The sequence below is a fragment of the Bradyrhizobium sp. Pha-3 genome (assembly GCF_042258615.1).
GTDB lineage: Bacteria > Pseudomonadota > Alphaproteobacteria > Rhizobiales > Xanthobacteraceae > Bradyrhizobium.
In genome coordinates this window covers 2,881,804-2,900,538 of the sequence record NZ_CP170152.1, presented here as the reverse complement: position 1 = coordinate 2,900,538, position 18,735 = coordinate 2,881,804, and the positions used below count along the sequence as shown (strand labels likewise).

Genomic DNA, 18,735 nt, shown 5'->3' with positions numbered 1-18,735 from the left:
GATCTCTGCGCAAATTATTTCGCGCTTCCGGTCGTCTTCTTGACCTGATCGACGAACTTGTTGGTGTAGGTCTTGGTGACGTCGATGCCGGCCTTCGCCACTTCGGGTGAACCCTCGCTGAACACGGCGAGCACCGCCTCCGCGCCCTTGGGATCCATCTTGCCGGTCTCCGAATACATCGGGATCGTGTTCTTCAGCGCTGCGAGATACTGCGCCCTGTCCTTTCCGACGATCTCGTCCGGCATCTTGGCCATGATGTCTTCGGCGGTGTGCGAATGGATCCAGGCCAGCGTCGCCATGATGGCATTGGTCAGCGCCTGCACCTCCTTCTCGTGGCCGTTGACCCAGGCCGCGGTCGAATAGAGCGCGCCACCGGGATATTCGCCGCCGAACACCGCAAGCGTATCGTGCTGGGTGCGGGTGTCGCTCAGGATCTTGAGATCGGAATGGCTGCCCTGCAGCACGGTGACGGCGGGATCGAGCATCACGGCGGCGTCGATCTGGCCCTGCTCCATCGCCGCGACCGCGGTGGCGCCGAGGCCGACGCCGATCACGGCGGTACCGGCCGGATCGAGGCCGTTCTTCTTCAGCATGTATTTCAGGAAGAAGTCGGTCGAGGAGCCCGGCGCGCTGACGCCGACCTTCTTGCCGGCGAGATCCTTGATCGAGTTGATCTCGCCGGTGTGCTTCGGCGAGACCACCAGCACGAGGCCGGGATAGCGATCGTAGACCACGAAGGCCTGCAGCTCCTGCTTCTTGGCCGCGAGGTTGACGCAGTGATCGAAATAGCCGGAGACGACGTCGGCGCTGCCGCCGAGCACGGCTTTCAGCGCATCCGAGCCACCCTTGAGGTCGACCAGCTCGACCGCAAGCCCGGCCTTGTCATATTCGCCAAGCTGCTTGGCCAGCACAGTGGGCAAATAGCACAGGCAGGCTCCGCCCCCGACCGCGATGGTGATCTTGCTTTGCGCCGCGGCAAGGCCCGTGGAAAGGGACAGCGCCAGCAGCGTTCCGGCAAACTTGCCCAGCAGTTTGTTCATGACGTCCTCCGTTCGACTGGCCGGCAAGATAGAGGAGCAGGCCTGCCTTGAGAAGGCGACTTTCCGGTTACTGGTCAAGCCTGCGGCCACGGCATAGCATCGCGGATACAGGAAAACGCCAAAGAAGCACCAAGAATATTTCAAGGGAAACACCAAGGGAGGTCTTCATGAATCGAATTGCAACCGCGCTGTCGATCGCCGCGGCCTTCGCCGCCGGCTGTGGCGTCACCCATCTGCTGCGGCCGGCGCTCGCAGCCGAGAGCATCACGGCGCAGGTCATCCACACCGGCGAGATGGAGGGCGACAAGCTCGGCGACGCCAACAAGGTCGGCTTCCGCTCCAAGACGTTCGTCTCGGCCGACGGCGCCACCGTCTCGATCCAGGACGGCAACGTGCCGAAGCACATGCACCCCAACACCAACGAGATGCAGTTCGTGCTCGAAGGCACCGGCACGGTCTGGCTCGGCGACAAGGAAGTGACGGTCAAGCCGGGCGATTTGATCGTGATCCCGAAGGGCACGCCGCATGGCGGCACCAAGCCGAACGGCCGCGCCATCAAGGCGATCGCGATCAAGACGCCGCCGCAGGCGCCGGATGATACGAAGCTGCTGGATTGACGACGGCTTCGTCCGGCTCATTGCGAGAAGGCTCCAACCATACAAGCACCGTCACCCTGAGGTGGCCGCTTCTTCAGCGGCCCTCGAAGGGTCGACGGCCCGACTGTGGCCGATTCATCCTTCGAGGCTCGCTCCGCTCGCACCTCAGGGTGACGGGGTGATTGCTCAGCTTGCTCAGTGTCATCACCCGCGCATGCGGGTGATCCAGTATCCCAGAGACCGCGGTGCTTGAGCCGGGAGGTCGCGGCGTACTGGATCGCCCGGTCAAGCCGGGCGATGACAGCGGTGGACGAGGATATAGCCTCACATCCTCTCAGGATGACGGAGCTGAGATCATTGCGCGCGTGCAAAGCGTTCTCCAGGCATACGCGGATCTGTCACCTCGGCAGCGGTTCCATTACATGACGATCGACATATAATTCACTTGCCTCACGTCCACTCGCTCAATAGTATGATGATCGTCATTTATAGAGAGCATCACGATGAGCCTGGACGATCACCCCACGGTCAGGGCGGTGCGCGCGCGCAGCAGCAAGCACGTTCACGGCGTCCCGGTCTCTTCGGAACTGCTCAAGCGGATCGCGCGCGAGTGCGGCGCCGATGACGTCGGCATCATCGAGTTCGACCGGGCCGCCATCGCGCCGCAGCGCGACTTCATTCGTAAAGTCTACGGCCGGACGCGTTCCCTGCTTGCGATCGTCTGCCACATGAACCGCGAGCCGGTGCGCTCGCCTTCGCGCTCGGTCGCCAACGAGGAATTTCACGGCACCTACGACCACGTCAACGAGACCGCGCGCGCCATCGTTCGCGCACTCGACGAGCACGGCATCCCGGCCTGCAATTCAGTCGCCGCCTTTCCGATGGAGATGGACCTGCCCCGGATCATGATGGTCCAGCACAAGCCGATCGCGGTGGAAGCCGGGCTCGGGCGGATGGGCATTCATCGCAGCATCATCCACCCGAAATTCGGCAGCTTCGTCCTGCTCGGCACCGTCCTGCTCGGATCCGAGGTGGACGCCTATGACCAGCCGATCGACTACAATCCCTGCCTGGAGTGCAAGCTGTGCGTCGCAGCCTGCCCGGTCGGCGCCATCAAGCCGGACGGCGGCTTCGATTTCCTGTCCTGCCACACCCACAATTATCACGACTTCCTCGGCAACTTCACGCAGTGGGTGGAGAAGGTCGCGGATTCCAAGGACGCCAGGGATTATCGCGCCCGCGTCCCCCGCACCGAGACGCTGAACATCTGGCAATCGCTGTCGTTCAAGCCGGGCTACAAGGCAGCCTATTGCATCTCGGCCTGCCCGGCCGGCGAAGACGTGATCGGCCCCTTCCTGCATGATCGCGACGCCCATTTCGCCGATGTCGTGCAGCCGCTGATCGACAAGGACGAGTTCGTCTATGTGATCCCGGATACCGACGCGGAGGACACCGTGACGCGGCGCTTTCCGCACAAGAAAGTCCAGCATGTCACGTCGGGCCGCCATACCGGCAGCATCCAGGCCTACGTCTTCTCGCTCTCGCTCGGATTTCAGCGCGGCAGGGCGCGCGGTCTGGATTTCGTGACGCATCTGCGCTTCACCGGGGCAAGCGCGCTCGATATGACGGTCGTGATCAAAGGCAAGGACCTGCAGGTGGTGCCGGGGCGGCACGTTGGAGAGCCCGCCCTGACCATCACCGCCGATACCCAGGCCTGGCTGCGCACCCAGAACCGCGACCTCGAACTGGCCGACGCGATTGCCTCAGGGCTCGTGAGCTACAGCGATGAGGAGCTGTTCGCGGCCTACATGCGGTGCTTTCCGCTCTGACGATCACACCAACAGACCACCGCCATCCACCGCAAGAATCTGCCCGGTCACGTAGCTGTTCAGCATCAGATAGACATAAGCCGCGGCGGCCTCGCTCGGCGATGCAGCGCGCGGCAGCGGCAAGCCCGCCACGTAGCCGCGCACCCTCTCCTCCGGCATCTGCTTGACGCGCTCGGTGAGAATGAGCCCCGGGCAGACGGCATTGACGCGGACCGGCGCAAGATCGACGGCAAGGCCGCGGGCCAGGCTCTCCATCGCACCCGCGGCTGCGGTAACAAACGGCATCCCCTTTTGCGGGCGGTGTGCCAGCAGGCCGCCGGTCAGTGCAATCGATCCGTTCGCAGCGATCGCACGGCTGGCGTGCTTGACCGCCGCGAGCGAGCCCCAGAAACGAAGTGTGAGAGCCTCGCGCGCCGCAACGAGATCAAGGTCACGCGTGGCACCGAACGCCGGGAGGCCCTGATCGCCCGCCGTGATCGCGAGGTGATCGAAGCTGCCGACCTGGTCGAAGAAGCGCGACACGTCGGCTTCATCCCGCAGATCGACGGTCATGCCCGAAGATCCCGGCAGCCGCGCGACCGCCGCATCGACGTTGGCCGGCTTGCTGGAGGCAATCACCACCTCCGCGCCCTGCTCCCGCGCGAGCGCAGCGACCGCGAAGCCGATCCCCGACGATCCTCCGATTGCGATCACGCGCTTGCCGTCGAGCGACATCTTGGCGTCTGTCATGGTCCGTTCTCCGCTGCAGCTAGGCGAAATAAGCGGGATGATCGATGTCCGCGATCAGCCCGGGCTGTTGCGGCTGCCAGTCGAGCCGCGTCCGCGTCCGTGCGCTCGAGGCCGGCACGTCGGCACCGGCAAACCTGCCCAGGAAGCCGAAATGCGCGACCGCTTCCTCCGGCGATTTCGACACCAGGGGAATGTTGAGCCGCCGCGCGATCACCTCGGCGATCGCCTTAAACGGCACGCCCTCGTCGGCAATGGCATGGAAGGGGCCACCTTCGACGCCGCGTTCGAGCGCGAGACGATAGAGCCGGGCCGCATCGAGACGATGCACGCCCGGCCAGCGATTGAGCCCTTCGCCGACATAGGCGGAGACCCCTTTCTCGCGCGCAATGGTGATGAGGCGCGGCACGAAGCCGTGATCGCCATGGCCGTGCACCGACGGCGCAAGCCGGACGACGCCGGCGCGCACGCCACGCGCCGCCACCGCTGTCGTGGCCGCTTCGGTCATGCGCGGCAGAGCGGGCGAAGGCGGATGCGGCGTGTCCTCCTCGGTGGCGACGCGGCCCTGCGCCATGGTTGCAACGCCCGACGTGGTGATCAGCTGCCGGTCTGATCCTGCAAGCACGGCGCCGAACACCTCGATGGCGCGCCGGTCATCCTCGGAGTTCTGGGCGAACCTCGAAAAGTCGTGGTTGAAGGCGCAGTGGATCACCGCATCCGCCTGCGCGGCGCCGCTCCTCAGGCTGTCGTGATCCTCCAGCGTTCCGTAATGAACTTCGGCGCCGGCAGCGGCGAGCGCTTCCGCGCCCTTGTCGGAACGGGTCATGCCGAGCACCTGATGGCCGGCGGCAATCAGATCGTCGGTAACGGCCGAGCCGACCCAGCCGGTGGCTCCAGTGACAAACACGCGCATCAGCAAGTCTCCAGGTTTTGCTGGAGACAAATCTGGGTCGTCGCGCTATCGTGGTAAAGTAGTGACCTTATCATGGTATAATGGCTAACAGGATGAGCGAGCCGCTCGCCCATGAGAACCTGCTCGGCGCCTATCTGAAGGACCGCCGCAGCAAGCTCGATCCTGCAACGTTCGGCTTTCCGCCGGAGCGGCGGCGCACGCCGGGGCTGCGCCGCGAGGAAGTGGCGCACCGCGCCAACATCTCGGCGACCTGGTACACCTGGCTCGAACAGGGCCGCGGCGGCGCGCCGTCAGCCGATGTGCTCGACCGCATCGCGCGCGCACTGATGCTGACCGAGGTCGAGCGCGAGCATCTGTTCCTGCTCGGCCTCGGCCGCACGCCCGAGGTGCGCTACCACAGAAGCGAGGGCGTGACGCCACGGCTGCAGCGCGTGCTCGACGCGCTGGAGCCGCGCCCCGCCATCATCAGGACCGCGATATGGGACGTCGTCGCCTGGAACCGGGCGGCGACCGTGATGCTGACGGACTACGGATCGCTGCCGGCGCGGGAGCGCAACGTGCTGCGCTTCATGTTCCTCGATCCGCGCGTCCGTGCTGCGCAACACGACTGGGCAAGCGTGGCGCGCTTCGTCGTCGGCGCCTTCAGGGTGGACGCGGCGCGCGCTGGGGCTGCCGCCGAGGTGCAACCCTTTGTCGATGAGCTCTGCCGGCTCAGCCCGGAATTCGCGGCGCTGTGGCGCGACAACGACGTGCGAACCCATGGCGAGGGCGTCAAGCAGCTCCGCCACCCGATCCTCGGCCCGCTCAAGTTCGAATATTCGGCGTTCGCGGTCGATGGCCGGTCAGACCTCAGCATGATCGTCTACAATCCTGTTGATCCGGAAGTGACGGAGAAGATCCGCGCGCTGATCGACGCCGCGCCGGCAGTGCTCTAAGGCGGGATGAGTTTGGTTGAATCGGCTTGGCGCGGTCTCGGTTCACCTCTCCCCGTTGGGGAGAGGTCGGATTGCTCTCGGCGATGCGAAGCATCGTCCGGTGCAATCCGGGTGAGGGCTCTTGCTCTCGATAGACCGTAACCCCTCACCCGATTTGCTGCGCAAATCGACCTCTCCCAAGGGAGAGGTGAACTTTCGACGCCGTTCCAGCTCAACCTAATCTCATCATCTCTAGTCCCGCGCCGCCGCCGTCGGCCGCCAGACCAGCAGCCGCTTCTCCACGACAGTCACCGCCATGTCGATCAGGATGACGAAGGCCGACAGCACGAACATGCCGGCGAACACGCCGGCGACGTCGAACACCCCTTCGGCCTGCTGGATCAGGTAGCCGAGACCGGCGGCGGAGCCGAGATATTCGCCGACCACGGCACCGACCACCGCAAAGCCGACCGAGGTGTGCAGCGAGGAGAACATCCAGGACAGCGCCGAGGGCCAGTAGACGTGGCGCATCAGCTGCCGCTCGTTCATGCCGAGCATGCGGCCATTGTCGAGCACCGTGGTCGGCACTTCCTTGACGCCCTGGTAGACGTTGAAGAACACGATGAAGAACACCAGGGTCACGCCGAGCGCGACCTTGGACGAGACGCCGAGCCCGAACCACAACGCGAAGATCGGCGCCAGCACGACGCGGGGCAGTGCGTTGACCATCTTCACATAGGGATCGAACACCGCGGCGACGCGCGGCTGCCGCGCGAACCAGAAGCCGACCAGGATGCCGCCGGCCGAGCCGATCACGAAGGCCAGGATCGATTCCCACAAGGTGATCGCAAGATGCTTCCAAATCACCCCGGTCGAGAACCATTTTACAATTTGGCTGAAGACGTCGACCGGATTGGAAAAAAAGAACGGCGGCAGCAGCACCTTGCCGAAAACGGGCACGGTTGAGAAGAACTGCCAGAGCGCCAGCGTAACGACCGCGACCAGGACCTGCAGGGACAGCAACGTGACACGCGACATCAGGCGGCTCCCGCCTGCGTCGACTGCACATAGCCCTTCATCACCTCGTCTTTCAGCACGCCCCAGATCTCGCGGTGCAGGGCGTGGAAATCCTTCTCCATCCGGACTTCAGCGATATCGCGCGGCCGCGGCAGCGTGATGCGCCAGTCGCCGATGATGCGCGCAGAAGGACCTGCCGACATGATCACGACGCGGTCGGCGAGCGCGATCGCCTCCTCGAGGTCGTGGGTGACGAACAACACCGCCTTGCGGTCGGCGGTCCACAATTCCAGCAGCAGGTTGCCCATGATCTGCCGGGTCTGGGCGTCGAGCGGGCCGAACGGCTCGTCCATCAGCAGGATCTTCGGATCGCGGATCAGGACCTGCGCGAGCGCAACGCGCTTGCGCTGACCGCCCGACAGCATGTGCGGATAGCGGCCGGCGAAGGCGCCGAGCCCGACCGAGGTCAGCCATTGCTGCGCGCGCGCGAGCGCATCGGCGCGCGGCGTACCTCGGATCTCGAGCCCGATCGCCACATTGTCGATCGCCGTCTTCCACGGGAACAGCGCATCGGCCTGAAAGAGATAGCCGGCGTCGCGGTTGAGCCCACTGAGCGGCTTGTCGAAAATCCGCGCCGACCCGGCGGCCGGTTTCAGCAGCCCCGCGGTGACGTTGAGCAGCGTCGACTTTCCACATCCGGTGGGGCCGACAATGGCGACGAACTCGCCGTGATCAACCAAAAGATTGGCCTGCTCGACCGCGGTATAGACGCGTCCATCCGCCAACCGAAACGCCACCGTCGCACCGTCAAGCGCGACCGCCGTCGGCTCCGTCATCGCCACGCATTCCTCCCGAACGTCAGGCAAATGGCTTAGCGGTTCGCTCGGGCAAGTTCAACGCAGGAAGAAGGCGCATGCTGCAGTCACGCAGTTTTCAGACAAGCCGGGTTGCGCACGGCGCAACCGGGTTACGCACTGCGTAACCGGGGTTGCGTAGCGCGCCGACTTCGTCGAGGCTGCGGGCCAAAGCTTTGGACAAGGAGACAATGATGCGGATCGCAGTGGTCGGCGCCGGAGGCGTCGGGGGCGGTTTTGGTGCAGCGCTGGCGCATGCCGGCGCCGACGTCACCTTCATCGCGCGCGGCGCGCACCTCGCCGCCATGCGCAGCGAAGGTCTGAAAGTTCAGGGCGGCCGCGGGGAAACTCACCTCGTCCCGACCCAGGCGACCGACGACCCCGCAAGCGTCGGCCCGGTCGATATCGTGCTGTTCTGCGTCAAGCTGTGGGACGTCGAGAGCGCCGGGGTGCACATCAAGCCGATGGTTGGTCCCGACACCGCCGTGATCCCGCTGCAGAACGGCATTGATGCGCCGGACCGGCTGATCCCGATCCTCGGGCACAACGCCGTGATGGGCGGCGTGGCGCAGATTTCCGCCTCGATTATCAAGCCCGGCGTGATCAACCAGGTCGGCACCTTCATGCGCATGATCTTCGGCGAGCTCGACGGCCGCATCACGCCGCGCGGCAAGGCGCTGCTCGAGCTCTGCCTGAAGGCCGGCTTCGATGCCACGCTGAGCGAGCAGATCAACACCGAGCTGTGGATGAAGTTCGTCGGGCTGGCCACCAATGCCGGCATGACCGCGGTCACGCGCCAGCCGATCGGCAGGCTGCGCGACGATCCCGACCTGCGCCCGCTCTTCGTGTCGGCCTGCGAGGAGATCATCGCCATCGCCCATGCCAGCGGCATCAAGCTGCCGCCGGACCCGCTTGCGAAGGTGCTCGACTTCATCGGCCATGCGCCGCCCGCAATGAAAGCGTCGATGGCGCTCGATCTCGAGCGCGGCAACCGGCTCGAACTGCCCTGGCTGAGCGGCAAGGTGGTCGAGCTCGGGCGCAAGCTCGGCGTGCCGACCCCGACGCACGACTTCCTCTATGCCGTGCTGAAGCCCTATGCGATGGGCACGCCGTCGTAGGCAGGCGGCCGCGCGCCGGAGCAGCCGCGCCGCTCAGGCATGTTGCGGTGGAGCAAGCGTGGCGACCTGATCGGGATGCACCGTGATGCTCGTGCCGCCATGTCCATCGCTCGCGGCGATGAAGGTGGATGCCATGTAGTTTCCGAGCAAGGCGATGCTGGCGGCGTGGACGCCGTCCGAGACGGAGAGCGATCCGCCCGCGATGTTGCCGGCAAAGCCCACGGTTTGCCCAGCCGCAAAATCAATATTGGCGAAATCGATCGCATCGGCCCCCGTCATGCCGGCGACGGTGCCGGAGAAGCCTGTGGGATCATCGAGCTTCAATGTCCCGGAGCTTGCTGCAAAGGAGATTTGCGCCGAGCTCGCCGACGCAAGCTCGAGGGTCTGTCCGGCTGGAATGACCGAGGGATCGCTGATCGTGAAGGCGCTGGACCAGGCGCCCCAGACGGTTCCGTCATTGGCTTTGATCCAGAGCGTGTCGGTGGCCGACCCGACGTGATACGCGAGCTGGGAGAGCTGCGAGGCCGCGACGACGTTGTCCTGATTTGCTCCGAGCGCAACATTGTTCAGCATGAAGTAGCCGTTGCCGCCTCCGCTATTCCAGACGTCATACGATGTTGCGGAACTGCCGAACGGATCCGAATAGGTGAAGAGCGAGGAGACCGAGAACGTCTGGCCTTGAACGGACAGCGTGCTCGAATTGGTCGGTGTCACCACCGGACCGCTGTCGAGCGGCGCAGTCACGGTGAAGGCACTCGACCATGATCCCCAGACGGTGCCGTCGTTCGCGCGGACCCACAGCGTGTCCGCGCCCGAGCCGGATTGATAGCTCAGCGACGCAAGCTGGGCTGCCGTGACGTAATTGTCCTGGTTGGGTGCGAGCGTCACCCCGCTCAAGACAAAGTGCCCGCCGCCTGTGCCCGTATCCCAGACGTCATATTGGGTCGCAGCGCTGCCAAACGGGTCGCTGTAGGTAAACAGCGACGAGGCTGCATAGCTCTGACCGTGGGCAGCAACGATGTTCGACACCGTCTCGACGGGTCCGCTGTCAAGGGGAGCATTGACGGTGAAGGCGTTCGACCACGTCCCCCACACCGTGCCGTCATTGGCGCGGATCCAAAGCTTGTCGATACCGGAGCCCGATTGATAGCTCAGCGACGCCAGCTGGGCGGCCGTGATGTAGTTGTCCTGATTGGCCGGCAGCGCCACGCCGTTCAGAACGAAGCTCCCGCCGACGGTGCCGGTATCCCAGACGTCATATTGGGTCGCAGCGCTGCCAAACGGGTCGCTGTAGGTGAACAGCGACGAGGCTGCATAGCTTTGACCGTGGGCAGCAACGATGTTCGACACCGTCTCGACGGGTCCACTGTCAAGGGGAGCAGTGACGGTGAAGGCGCTCGACCACGCCCCCCACACCGTGCCGTCATTGGCGCGGATCCAGAACGTGTCGATACCGGAGCCCGATTGATAGCTCAGCGACGCCAGTTGGGCGGCCGTGATGTAGTTGTGCTGATTGGCTGGCAGTGCCACGCCGTTCAGAACGAAGCTCCCGCCGACGGTACCGCTATCCCAGACGTCATATTGGGTCGCGGCGCTGTTGAACGGATCGCTGTAGGTAAACAGCGACGAAGCCGCATAGCTTTGACCGTGGGCAGCAACGATGTTCGACACCGTCTCGACGGGTCCACTGTCAAGGGGAGCAGTGACGGTGAAGGCGTTCGACCACGCCCCCCACACCGTGCCGTCATTGGCGCGGATCCAGAGCGTGTCGATACCGGAGCCCGATTGATAGCTCAGCGACGCCAGTTGGGCGGCCGTGATGTAGTTGTGCTGATTGGCTGGCAGTGCCACGCCGTTCAGAATGAAGCTCCCGCCGACGGTACCGCTATCCCAGACGTCATATTGCGTTGCAGGACTGTTGAACGGATCGCTGTAGGTGAACAAGGACGAGGCCGCATAGCTCTGGCCATGAGCCGCGACGATGCTCGATACCGCCTCGACGGGACCGCTGTCGACCGGCGCGGTGACGGTGAAGGCGTTCGACCACTGGCCCCACACCGTGCCGTCATTGGCGCGGATCCAGAGCGTGTCGATGCCGGAGCCGGATTGATAGCTCAACGAGGCCAGCTGGGCGGACGTGATGTAGTTGTCCTGGTTGGCGGGGAGCGCCACCCCGTTCAGAACGAAGTGGCCGCCACCCGTTCCCGCGTCCCAGACGTCATATTGCGTTGCAGGACTGTTGAACGGATCGCTGTAGGTGAACAAGGACGAGGCCGCATAGCTCTGGCCATGCGCCGCGACAATGCTCGATACCGCCTCGACGGGACCGCTGTCGACCGGCGCGGTGACGGTGAAGGCGTTCGACCACTGGCCCCACACCGTGCTGTCATTGGCCCGGATCCAGAGCGTGTCCGCGCCGGAGCCGGATTGATAAGTCAATGACGACAGCTGCGCGGCCGTGATGTAGTTGCCCTGATTGGCGGCAAGTGCCACCCCGTTCAGAACGAAGTGGCCGCCACCTGTGCCGCTATCCCAGACATCGTATTCGGTGGCCGCGAGGCCGAACGGGTCGTAATAGCTGAACAGCGAGGACACGGCAAAGCTCTGGCCGTGCGTTGCCGTCACGTTTGCGGCCGTCACCACGGGCCCTTCCGGGGTTGCCGTAAATTCGGTCCAGGTGCTCCAGAATACGCCGTTGAACGCCTCCACCCACAGCTGGTCGCTCGCGGGACCGAACTGGTAGGCAACGCTGGACCATTGTGAGGCAGCGACGTCGATCTCGACCCCGCTCGCCTGCGCCACCCCGCCCACGGTGAAGTGCCCGTTACCCGTGGAGTCCCAAAGCGCATATTCGATGATGGGCAGAGTACCGCCCGTCACATAGAGCATGGACGACGCTGCAATCGAGGTTTGCACGCGGCCGGTTATGTTTGACGCGACCACCGTGGGCGCGACGTCGACGGCGCCGGAATTGTCGATGACGAAGTCGCCGCCCTCGCTGGCGATCTGTGTCAGCGAAACTTCAAATTGCACATCCCAGTTCTGGCCGGGATAGCTATTTCCCCATGGATTACGAACGACGAAATTGCCCGTCGCGCTGTCATAGCCGACGACCCCGAACGCGTGATCCGGGACCAGCTGGATGTTTCCGGCACTGTCATACGTGTACGGAGACGTTGAAGGAATCTCGAGGATGACGTCGTCGTGGCTGGAGAGTGCCGCGATATAGACGGACTTGTTGCTGTACCAATTGGACGCGCTGCTCAGATAATAGTTGACGCTCGTCGCGTCGGTCAGATTCTCGAAGACATTCGTCGGGGGATCGGCGGAGATATTGTTGTAGCTGTTGACGGCCGGGTGCCCGATCTGCCCCGTCGCGCTGAGCTGCGCGTAGGCCTTTTCCACCAAGGCAACCCACATCGCGGTGGGTTGCTCATTGTAGTTGTGGCCATAGTCAAGTTCGGTGCCACTGACGACCGGAAACTCGTCATTGACGGTTTCCCATGTCTCCTGACCATTGACATAGAAGCGCACGCCATAGGTGCCGTTTCCATTGTCCACGATCATGGAACTCATGACCTGAGGATGAAAGACGACGACGTCGATCAATCCCGACATCAACTCGCAATCGCCGTCTGCTCCCTGACAGATGTCGTTGATGGTGGCCGCGCCCGCCGAAGAATACAACGGCCCGACAACCGCGCTGTAGCCCTGTAATGTCCAGCCGCTCCCGCCTGCATCGGGCGGCAAAGTCGGATCCGGAAGATCGGTCCCCTGAAACCACTTTCCGATCAGTTCAGACATCTGCGTCGACGTCGTGCCAACCTGCAGATTGCCGAGCGTGATTTGAGCGGTGCCGCCCCCTGTCCAGGTGGCGTTCGCCGGATTCCCATCGACGAGCTGGACGAAAAGATGGGAGACATAGTCCGATGTGTAGAGGCCGTTGTTCAGATTGGCCGCAATCAGCTGCAGCGAGTTCAGCTCGTTCGCGGTGACGCTCCCGCGATTGGCGACATCCGCCAGCAACTGGATGGCTTCAGCGTCGGTGAAGACGCCGTCCGTAGCAAAGTTGAGCATGTCGGACTTGACGCCACTGTCGACCAGGGAATTGACCCAGCTTGCCGTCATGGATTTCCTTCGCAAATCTTGACGCGATACGATTGCTGTCGGCCAGGCCTGTCCTGGCGAGGTTGCGCGCGTCCCGTCGCGACGAATCCAGCAATAGATTGCGTAACTATCGCCATAGTTGTGAACGAATTCGGGACCTGTGTCGATCTTGCCGACCGCGGCCGTCAGGGAACCCGCACTATCGTGAAGATTCGTTAATGTCTGCCTGATACGGCGCCGACCATCGGAGATAGCGGCAGGGTCAGCTCCCCCGACCCGCCACGGCAGGCGTTCGAGCTGCCGGGTGTTCCCGCATCAGTGGGCACGATGCCGTCCGCGGTGTGCCCGGCGCTTCGGAGGCGGCGGCGGTGCGAAGAAGGGATTCTCCGAGCACATCGCACCCCGGCCCGAGGCCGACGCCTGGCACTGCGGGATCGAGGTAAAGCTGCAATCGATGTAGCTGCCGCCGAATTTGCCCTGAAAGACGTGCATGCACACCGGATAATTCGGATCATAGGCCTGCCCGGCGGCAGGTCCGGCCAGGGCGACCGCAAATGCGGCGATCGCGAACAATTTCAGGCGCATCGGTGTCTCCTTCTCGCTCGGTTCCCAACCGCCGGAGTCAGTCAACTGCGCCAGCGACGCGACGGCGCGCTAATTGGCGGGCTGACGCGGTCGTTGACCCCGCTCCCTGGTCGGCTTTTTTGGACCTTTGTAGAACGGATTGACCGAGCATGTCGCCGATCGTCCGGAGGCCGTTGCCTGGCATTGCGGAAGCGACGTGAAGCTGCAATCGATGTACTCGGGTGTCAGCCTGCCGCCATAGACTTCCATGCAGACCGGATAATTCGGATCGTACATTTGCGCCGCGGCAGGCCCGGCGATGCCGACGCCAATGGCGGCGATGATGGTGAATTTCGAGCGCATCGAATTCTCCTCAAGCTTGCTCCGCAACGCCGGGCGCGCGGCTATCGCTGTTCGCCGGCCGGCTTGCCGTCGTCCTCGCCGAGACAACGGATCATGAAGGCCGTGGTGTCCCGCGGCAGGACCTGCGCGGCCCGCGCCTTGAGGCGGCATTCGAGCTGTGCGATCTGGCGTGCCCGTTGCCGTTCCGACGGCAGAGTCGATTGCCGCAGCCGGCGCAAGGTCATCGGCGAGCCATCCGACTCGAAGCTCAGCTCGTACCTCTTGCCGTTCTGGTCGGTGGCGGCGCAGGTGATGGTGGACACCTGCCGCGTGATGAAGCTTCCGATCTGACGGCAGGAGCCTGTCGACATCTCGACCAGCGGCACCGGCAGCCCATCGACACGCGGACGGTCGCTCGACTTCAGCAGCATGCGGTCGACCGCGAGCTCGAACAGATTATCCTGGGTGCGCTCGGTGCTCTCGCCGGAGAACGAGACGATGTGGCTCTTGTCGGCGGGGTCGTCGAGCACCACGGTGAACTCGGAACGGCCGCGCAAGGTGTGGAAGTAGGCCACCGCCTTGCAGGTATAGTTGCGGCCGGCGACGCTGACATTGCGGCAGGTGCCGGACATCAACGCATACAGGTCGACGTCGTAGACCGGGCCGGCGGCAACGGCGAGCGCAGGCCAGCACACGATAGCAATCGCAATCAATTGAGCGAAACGGGAGATCATGCTGAAACGATCGAGAACACGGTCGATGGAGAGGTCCATGGCGCAAGGTCGCCGATTTCCACGGACTGTGCAACGATGAAGCAGGCCCAAATGTGGACGCCCGACATCGACCGGGGAATGCAGGCGACCCGCGCTGAAACGCCGCGACGCTGGTGCCGTGCGTCAGATTTGCGGGCCGGACAGGGTGACCTCGCGCTCGGCGCGGAAGACGTTGCTGTAGAGGTTCGCGATCCATTGACGGCCGCTTGCCGTCATGTTCAGGCAGTTGATGGCGCCCTGGATGTGCGGCGCGACCATGTTCCAGTAGAATTGCGGATAGCGGTCGACGATATCGGCCGGCGATTCATAGCCGAGCTGGCGGTTGATGCCGACTTCCTCGAACTCGTGATACAGCGCGTTGGCCTTCCTGATGTAGTTGGGATCGCCGAGCTGCCCGATGAAATCGGCGGCCCGAACGATCGCCGCCTCGTCGTCATATTGCTGGCCTTCGGGTGCCGGAAACCGCGTGCCTTCGATGTTGCGTGCAACGCGCTCGCGATCGAGCGGGAGGACGGCCTCGAGCCTGTCGAGCACATAGAGCTTCGAGCGGTCGACGTGATACGGCATCAGGCCGGCATCCGACGAGCCGCGCGGCAGCACCACCTTCTTGCCGGAGGCATCGATGACATAACCATCCGGTCCGTCGCCCTTCAGCAGGCCGCGCACATAGCCGATGTCGTGCGTCAGGCAGGCGATCATCGTGTGGGTGTAATCCTCCGCGGTGACATGGGTGTGCAGCGCGCGACCGCGGATGATGTCATGTCCGGCCAGCGTGACCAGCATGGTGTGCTCGACATTGTGGTAGAGCGCATCGCTGTTGCCGATGCATTCCAGCGCGATGCGCGCGGCGGCGGGCAGCAGTTCGCCAAATCGCGCCTGCGAAGCCCCAAAGGTGCGGCTGACCCATGTGGCGAGAAACTTCTCCAAAGCACCTGCCGCCAACTCAGGTAACGTCATCATCGATGCAGCCCCCGACCGCGCAACGTTCCTCACTCGCCCCGATCTCACGTCGTAGTTGGGGAGCAACTATAGCGCATCTGCGGGCGTGCGGCTACGCGCCGGCGAGCGCGCGATTCGTTCCGCCGTACTTTCCCGGTCTTGCCGGCTGCGACACCAAAGCCGCTGATAATGGCATGAACCGTGCATGATTCGGTTCAGACCGGGTTAATCTTACGGATAAAGACCATCATGCTTGTTACGCTCGTCGCCATCCTTTGCAATGCTCAGCTCTGCATGGAAAAGGTCGTCACCAACAGCGACCAATCCGGCATCACCATGGGCGCCTGCGCTGTGAGCGCCCAAATCGGCATCGCCGACTGGCTCGCCAAGGGGCCGTATCACGATTGGCGCTTGCAGAGCTATAAGTGCATCATGGGCAAATACGTACCCAAGAACGAAGTGTGATGTGTGCTCACAGCCCCCGAAGGGGCTGACCCGCTTCGCGTGCCCAACTGGAACAGCCTGCGAAACCGCGTGAAGCAGGCGCGTGCACCTCGAGTCAAAGTCCATTTTATGGGCTATCACTGTCGTTCACGATAGTGAGACGTGAGGTCGCCCAGGAATGGCCCGAGAATGCCCACAACGCCGTTGATTGCCTACGCGCATGTCGGCAAGAGTTTTGACAATGGTCGCGTGGTGGCGGTCGACGACGTCTCGCTTGACGTCGCCGAGGGTGAATTCCTGGCTGTTGTCGGCGGCTCGGGCTCCGGCAAGACGACGCTGCTCAGGCTGGCCAACCGCCTGATCGAGGCCGACCGCGGCCGGATCGCCGTCGAGGGCGAAGACGTCAGCTGCATCGACCCGATCCTGCTGCGCCGCCGCATCGGCTATGTCTTCCAGAGCGGCGGACTGTTTCCGCATCTCACCGTCGCCGGCAATGTCGGCATCACGCCAAAGCTGCTCGGCTGGCCGCAGGCCGAGATCTCAGCGCGGGTCGACGAGCTGCTCGACCTCGTGCGGCTCGACCGCGCGCAGCATCGCGACCGTCTGCCGCACGAACTCTCCGGCGGTCAGCACCAACGCGTCGGCGTCGCGCGTGCGCTGGCTGCGAAGCCGCGCATCGTGCTGATGGACGAGCCGTTCGGCGCACTCGATCCGCTGACCCGCGACGCGCTCGGAGACGATTACCGAACCCTGCACCGCGAGCTCGGCCTGACCACGGTCATGATCACCCACGACATGACCGAAGCGCTGCTGCTGGCCGATCGTGTCGCGGTGATGCGCGGCGGCAAGCTGCTCGCTTTGGGCACGCCGGCGGAACTCGCGGGCAACACCGACGCCTATGTCGGCGAACTCTTGCGTACGCCGCGGCGACAGGCGGAACGGCTGGGCGCATTGCTGCCGCGGGACGGCACGGCATGAGCGATCCACGCTGGAGCGAGGCGCTTGCGCATCTGCCCGACTATCTCGGCAATCATGTCCGGGTCAGCGTCGCCGCGCTGGCGCTCGGGCTTCTGGTCAGCCTGCCGCTTGCGATCATCGCGCGCAACCGGCCGGTGCTGCGGGGCACGCTGCTCGGGCTTGCCAGCATCGTGCAGACGGTGCCCGGTCTCGCGCTGCTCGCGCTGTTCTATCCATTGCTGCTGGCGCTCGCTGCTGTGACCGCGGCGTGGCTCGGCTTCAGCTTCTCCGCGTTCGGCTTCCTGCCGGCGGTGCTGGCGCTCGCGCTCTATTCGATGCTGCCGGTGTTGCGCAACACCATCACAGGCCTGTCGGGTGTCGATCCGGCGGTGCTGGAGGCCGCCCAGGGCGTGGGCATGACGCCGCGGCAATCGCTCACCACGGTCGAGTTGCCGCTGGCGCTACCGGTGATGATGGCGGGTATCCGCACCGCCGCGGTGTGGGTGATCGGCACCGCGACGCTGTCGACGCCGATCGGCCAGACCAGCCTCGGCAACTACATCTTCGCGGGGCTGCAGACCCAGAACTGGGTGTTCGTGCTGTTCGGCTGCTTCGCCGCCGCCGTGCTCGCGCTTGTCGTCGACCAATTGCTGGCGCTGATCGAGAATGGCCTGCGCAATCGCAGCCGCGCCCGGACCGCACTCGGCGGGCTCGGCATTGCCGCCCTGATCGCGGCAACGCTGGTGCCCGCGATCGCGCGGCCGCAGGCGCGCTACGTCGTCGGCGCCAAGACGTTCACCGAGCAATATGTGCTGTCGGCGCTGATCGCGCAGCGGCTGCAAGCGGCCGGACTGCCGACGACGACCCGCGCCGGCCTCGGCTCCAACGTGATCTTCGATGCGCTCGCGGCCGGCGATATTGATGTCTATGTCGACTATTCCGGCACACTGTGGGCGAACCAGTTCCACCACACCGACATCAGGCCCCGCGCCGAGTTGCTGGGCGAACTGAAGACGACGCTGGCGAAGCAGGACATCACGCTGTTCGGCGAGCTCGGCTTCGAGAATGCCTATGCGCTGGTGATGCCGAAGAAGCGCGCCGATCAGCTCGGCATCCATTCGATCGCCGACCTGGCGTCGCAGGCTGCGACGATGTCGATCGCCGGCGACTATGAATTCTTCTCGCGGCCGGAATGGGCCGGCATCCAGAAGGCCTATCGGCTGACGTTCCGCGCCCAGCGGCAGATGCAGCCGGATTTCATGTATGCCGCGGTCGCCTCCGGCGAGGTCGACGTCATCGCTGGCTACACCAGCGACGGGCTGATCGCGAAATACGGCCTGGTTGCGCTTGCGGACGACAGGCACGCGATCCCGCCCTATGACGCGATCGTGCTGCTGTCGCCAAAGCGGCGTGACGACGAGGTCCTCAAGGCGGCGCTGCGGCCACTGCTCGGCAAGATCGATATCGCGGAGATACGCGAGGCGAACCTGCGCGCATCGGGCAACGACGCATCATCGTCGCCCGCCGCCGTAGCGCGCTGGCTGTGGGAGAAGGTCGGAGGAAAACCGTAGGATGGGTAGAGCGAAGCGAAACCCGTCCTAC

Annotated in this window: 17 protein-coding genes; 7 read left to right on the top strand and 10 right to left on the bottom strand. The window is 64.3% G+C overall.

Going from position 1 to position 18,735, the window contains the following annotated elements; translation table 11 throughout:
• Window positions 1–14: 14 nt before the first annotated feature.
• Window positions 15–1,040: an ABC transporter substrate-binding protein gene (locus ACE10Z_RS13575; protein WP_375788357.1), complete on the bottom strand. Its 1,026-nt coding sequence runs from the start codon at window positions 1,038–1,040 to the stop codon at window positions 15–17.
• Window positions 1,041–1,207: 167 nt separating this feature from the next.
• On the opposite strand from ACE10Z_RS13575, the gene ACE10Z_RS13570 reads away from it, so the two are divergent.
• Window positions 1,208–1,657 carry a cupin domain-containing protein gene (locus ACE10Z_RS13570; RefSeq protein ID WP_375788356.1) on the top strand — a complete coding sequence of 150 codons (450 nt, stop codon included), beginning with the start codon at window positions 1,208–1,210 and terminating at the stop codon, window positions 1,655–1,657.
• A 482-nt stretch (window positions 1,658–2,139) separates the two neighbouring features.
• On the top strand, window positions 2,140–3,465 hold the full coding sequence (locus ACE10Z_RS13565) for a 4Fe-4S binding protein (RefSeq protein ID WP_375788355.1): 1,326 nt from the start codon (window positions 2,140–2,142) through the stop codon (window positions 3,463–3,465).
• 3 nt (window positions 3,466–3,468) lie between these two features.
• On the opposite strand, the gene ACE10Z_RS13560 is transcribed toward ACE10Z_RS13565, so the two are convergent.
• Window positions 3,469–4,194 carry an SDR family oxidoreductase gene (locus tag ACE10Z_RS13560; protein ID WP_375788354.1) on the bottom strand — a complete coding sequence of 242 codons (726 nt, stop codon included), beginning with the start codon at window positions 4,192–4,194 and terminating at the stop codon, window positions 3,469–3,471.
• 19 nt (window positions 4,195–4,213) lie between these two features.
• Window positions 4,214–5,104 carry an SDR family oxidoreductase gene (locus tag ACE10Z_RS13555; RefSeq protein ID WP_375788353.1) on the bottom strand — a complete coding sequence of 297 codons (891 nt, stop codon included), beginning with the start codon at window positions 5,102–5,104 and terminating at the stop codon, window positions 4,214–4,216.
• A gap of 92 nt (window positions 5,105–5,196) precedes the next feature.
• Between ACE10Z_RS13555 and ACE10Z_RS13550 the strand changes: the two genes are divergently transcribed.
• A complete protein-coding gene (locus tag ACE10Z_RS13550) occupies window positions 5,197–6,039 on the top strand; it encodes a helix-turn-helix transcriptional regulator (RefSeq protein ID WP_375788352.1) in 843 nt (280 codons plus the stop codon).
• A 231-nt stretch (window positions 6,040–6,270) separates the two neighbouring features.
• Here the strand turns inward: ACE10Z_RS13550 and ACE10Z_RS13545 are convergent, their stop codons facing one another.
• Both ACE10Z_RS13545 and ACE10Z_RS13540 read right to left on the bottom strand, forming a co-directional pair.
• Window positions 6,271–7,056 (bottom strand): ABC transporter permease, encoded by a 786-nt coding sequence (locus ACE10Z_RS13545; protein ID WP_375788351.1) that lies wholly within the window; start codon window positions 7,054–7,056, stop codon window positions 6,271–6,273.
• Window positions 7,056–7,871 carry an ABC transporter ATP-binding protein gene (locus ACE10Z_RS13540; RefSeq protein WP_375789823.1) on the bottom strand — a complete coding sequence of 272 codons (816 nt, stop codon included), beginning with the start codon at window positions 7,869–7,871 and terminating at the stop codon, window positions 7,056–7,058. Before ACE10Z_RS13540 ends, ACE10Z_RS13545 begins: the two co-directional genes overlap by 1 nt.
• Before the next feature lie 212 nt (window positions 7,872–8,083).
• Between ACE10Z_RS13540 and ACE10Z_RS13535 the strand changes: the two genes are divergently transcribed.
• Window positions 8,084–9,007, top strand: coding sequence for a ketopantoate reductase family protein (locus ACE10Z_RS13535; RefSeq protein WP_375788350.1), 924 nt, complete (start codon window positions 8,084–8,086; stop codon window positions 9,005–9,007).
• A 33-nt stretch (window positions 9,008–9,040) separates the two neighbouring features.
• Here ACE10Z_RS13535 and ACE10Z_RS13530 read toward each other — a convergent pair whose 3' ends face one another.
• The 5 genes from ACE10Z_RS13530 to ACE10Z_RS13510 all read right to left on the bottom strand — a co-directional run bounded on the left by ACE10Z_RS13530 (window position 9,041) and on the right by ACE10Z_RS13510 (window position 15,753).
• Window positions 9,041–13,135, bottom strand: coding sequence for a C2 family cysteine protease (locus ACE10Z_RS13530; protein WP_375788349.1), 4,095 nt, complete (start codon window positions 13,133–13,135; stop codon window positions 9,041–9,043).
• Window positions 13,136–13,429: 294 nt separating this feature from the next.
• Complete coding sequence (locus ACE10Z_RS13525; RefSeq protein WP_097674497.1) at window positions 13,430–13,699, bottom strand: DUF3551 domain-containing protein; 270 nt, start codon at window positions 13,697–13,699, stop codon at window positions 13,430–13,432.
• A 69-nt stretch (window positions 13,700–13,768) separates the two neighbouring features.
• Window positions 13,769–14,041, bottom strand: coding sequence for a DUF3551 domain-containing protein (locus tag ACE10Z_RS13520; RefSeq protein WP_375788348.1), 273 nt, complete (start codon window positions 14,039–14,041; stop codon window positions 13,769–13,771).
• Between the two features lie 41 nt (window positions 14,042–14,082).
• The gene (locus ACE10Z_RS13515) at window positions 14,083–14,793 is read right to left on the bottom strand and encodes a hypothetical protein (RefSeq protein WP_375788347.1); all 711 of its coding nucleotides are present in this window, start codon (window positions 14,791–14,793) and stop codon (window positions 14,083–14,085) included.
• A 123-nt stretch (window positions 14,794–14,916) separates the two neighbouring features.
• Window positions 14,917–15,753 (bottom strand): metal-dependent phosphohydrolase, encoded by an 837-nt coding sequence (locus ACE10Z_RS13510; protein ID WP_092115836.1) that lies wholly within the window; start codon window positions 15,751–15,753, stop codon window positions 14,917–14,919.
• Between the two features lie 228 nt (window positions 15,754–15,981).
• Between ACE10Z_RS13510 and ACE10Z_RS13505 the strand changes: the two genes are divergently transcribed.
• The 3 genes from ACE10Z_RS13505 to ACE10Z_RS13495 all read left to right on the top strand — a co-directional run bounded on the left by ACE10Z_RS13505 (window position 15,982) and on the right by ACE10Z_RS13495 (window position 18,704).
• The gene (locus ACE10Z_RS13505) at window positions 15,982–16,197 is read left to right on the top strand and encodes a hypothetical protein (RefSeq protein WP_074131807.1); all 216 of its coding nucleotides are present in this window, start codon (window positions 15,982–15,984) and stop codon (window positions 16,195–16,197) included.
• A gap of 168 nt (window positions 16,198–16,365) precedes the next feature.
• Window positions 16,366–17,154: an ATP-binding cassette domain-containing protein gene (locus tag ACE10Z_RS13500; protein ID WP_375788346.1), complete on the top strand. Its 789-nt coding sequence runs from the start codon at window positions 16,366–16,368 to the stop codon at window positions 17,152–17,154.
• On the top strand, window positions 17,151–18,704 hold the full coding sequence (locus ACE10Z_RS13495; RefSeq protein WP_375788345.1) for an ABC transporter permease/substrate-binding protein: 1,554 nt from the start codon (window positions 17,151–17,153) through the stop codon (window positions 18,702–18,704). Before ACE10Z_RS13500 ends, ACE10Z_RS13495 begins: the two co-directional genes overlap by 4 nt.
• The last annotated feature ends 31 nt before the right edge of the window (window positions 18,705–18,735 follow it).

Bases quoted from the DNA above. Each gene is read 5' to 3' on its own strand.
- ACE10Z_RS13545 (WP_375788351.1), bottom strand. From the start codon at position 7,056: ATGTCGCGTGTCACGTTGCTGTCCCTGCAGGTCCTGGTCGCGGTCGTT.
- ACE10Z_RS13505 (WP_074131807.1), top strand. From the start codon at position 15,982: ATGCTTGTTACGCTCGTCGCCATCCTTTGCAATGCTCAGCTCTGCATG.
- ACE10Z_RS13495 (WP_375788345.1), top strand. From the start codon at position 17,151: ATGAGCGATCCACGCTGGAGCGAGGCGCTTGCGCATCTGCCCGACTAT.
- ACE10Z_RS13515 (WP_375788347.1), bottom strand. From the start codon at position 14,793: ATGGACCTCTCCATCGACCGTGTTCTCGATCGTTTCAGCATGATCTCC.
- ACE10Z_RS13535 (WP_375788350.1), top strand. From the start codon at position 8,084: ATGCGGATCGCAGTGGTCGGCGCCGGAGGCGTCGGGGGCGGTTTTGGT.
- ACE10Z_RS13540 (WP_375789823.1), bottom strand. From the start codon at position 7,871: ATGACGGAGCCGACGGCGGTCGCGCTTGACGGTGCGACGGTGGCGTTT.
- ACE10Z_RS13575 (WP_375788357.1), bottom strand. From the start codon at position 1,040: ATGAACAAACTGCTGGGCAAGTTTGCCGGAACGCTGCTGGCGCTGTCC.
- ACE10Z_RS13525 (WP_097674497.1), bottom strand. From the start codon at position 13,699: ATGCGCCTGAAATTGTTCGCGATCGCCGCATTTGCGGTCGCCCTGGCC.
- ACE10Z_RS13570 (WP_375788356.1), top strand. From the start codon at position 1,208: ATGAATCGAATTGCAACCGCGCTGTCGATCGCCGCGGCCTTCGCCGCC.
- ACE10Z_RS13550 (WP_375788352.1), top strand. From the start codon at position 5,197: ATGAGCGAGCCGCTCGCCCATGAGAACCTGCTCGGCGCCTATCTGAAG.
- ACE10Z_RS13520 (WP_375788348.1), bottom strand. From the start codon at position 14,041: ATGCGCTCGAAATTCACCATCATCGCCGCCATTGGCGTCGGCATCGCC.
- ACE10Z_RS13560 (WP_375788354.1), bottom strand. From the start codon at position 4,194: ATGACAGACGCCAAGATGTCGCTCGACGGCAAGCGCGTGATCGCAATC.
- ACE10Z_RS13500 (WP_375788346.1), top strand. From the start codon at position 16,366: ATGCCCACAACGCCGTTGATTGCCTACGCGCATGTCGGCAAGAGTTTT.
- ACE10Z_RS13555 (WP_375788353.1), bottom strand. From the start codon at position 5,104: ATGCGCGTGTTTGTCACTGGAGCCACCGGCTGGGTCGGCTCGGCCGTT.
- ACE10Z_RS13530 (WP_375788349.1), bottom strand. From the start codon at position 13,135: ATGACGGCAAGCTGGGTCAATTCCCTGGTCGACAGTGGCGTCAAGTCC.
- ACE10Z_RS13510 (WP_092115836.1), bottom strand. From the start codon at position 15,753: ATGATGACGTTACCTGAGTTGGCGGCAGGTGCTTTGGAGAAGTTTCTC.
- ACE10Z_RS13565 (WP_375788355.1), top strand. From the start codon at position 2,140: ATGAGCCTGGACGATCACCCCACGGTCAGGGCGGTGCGCGCGCGCAGC.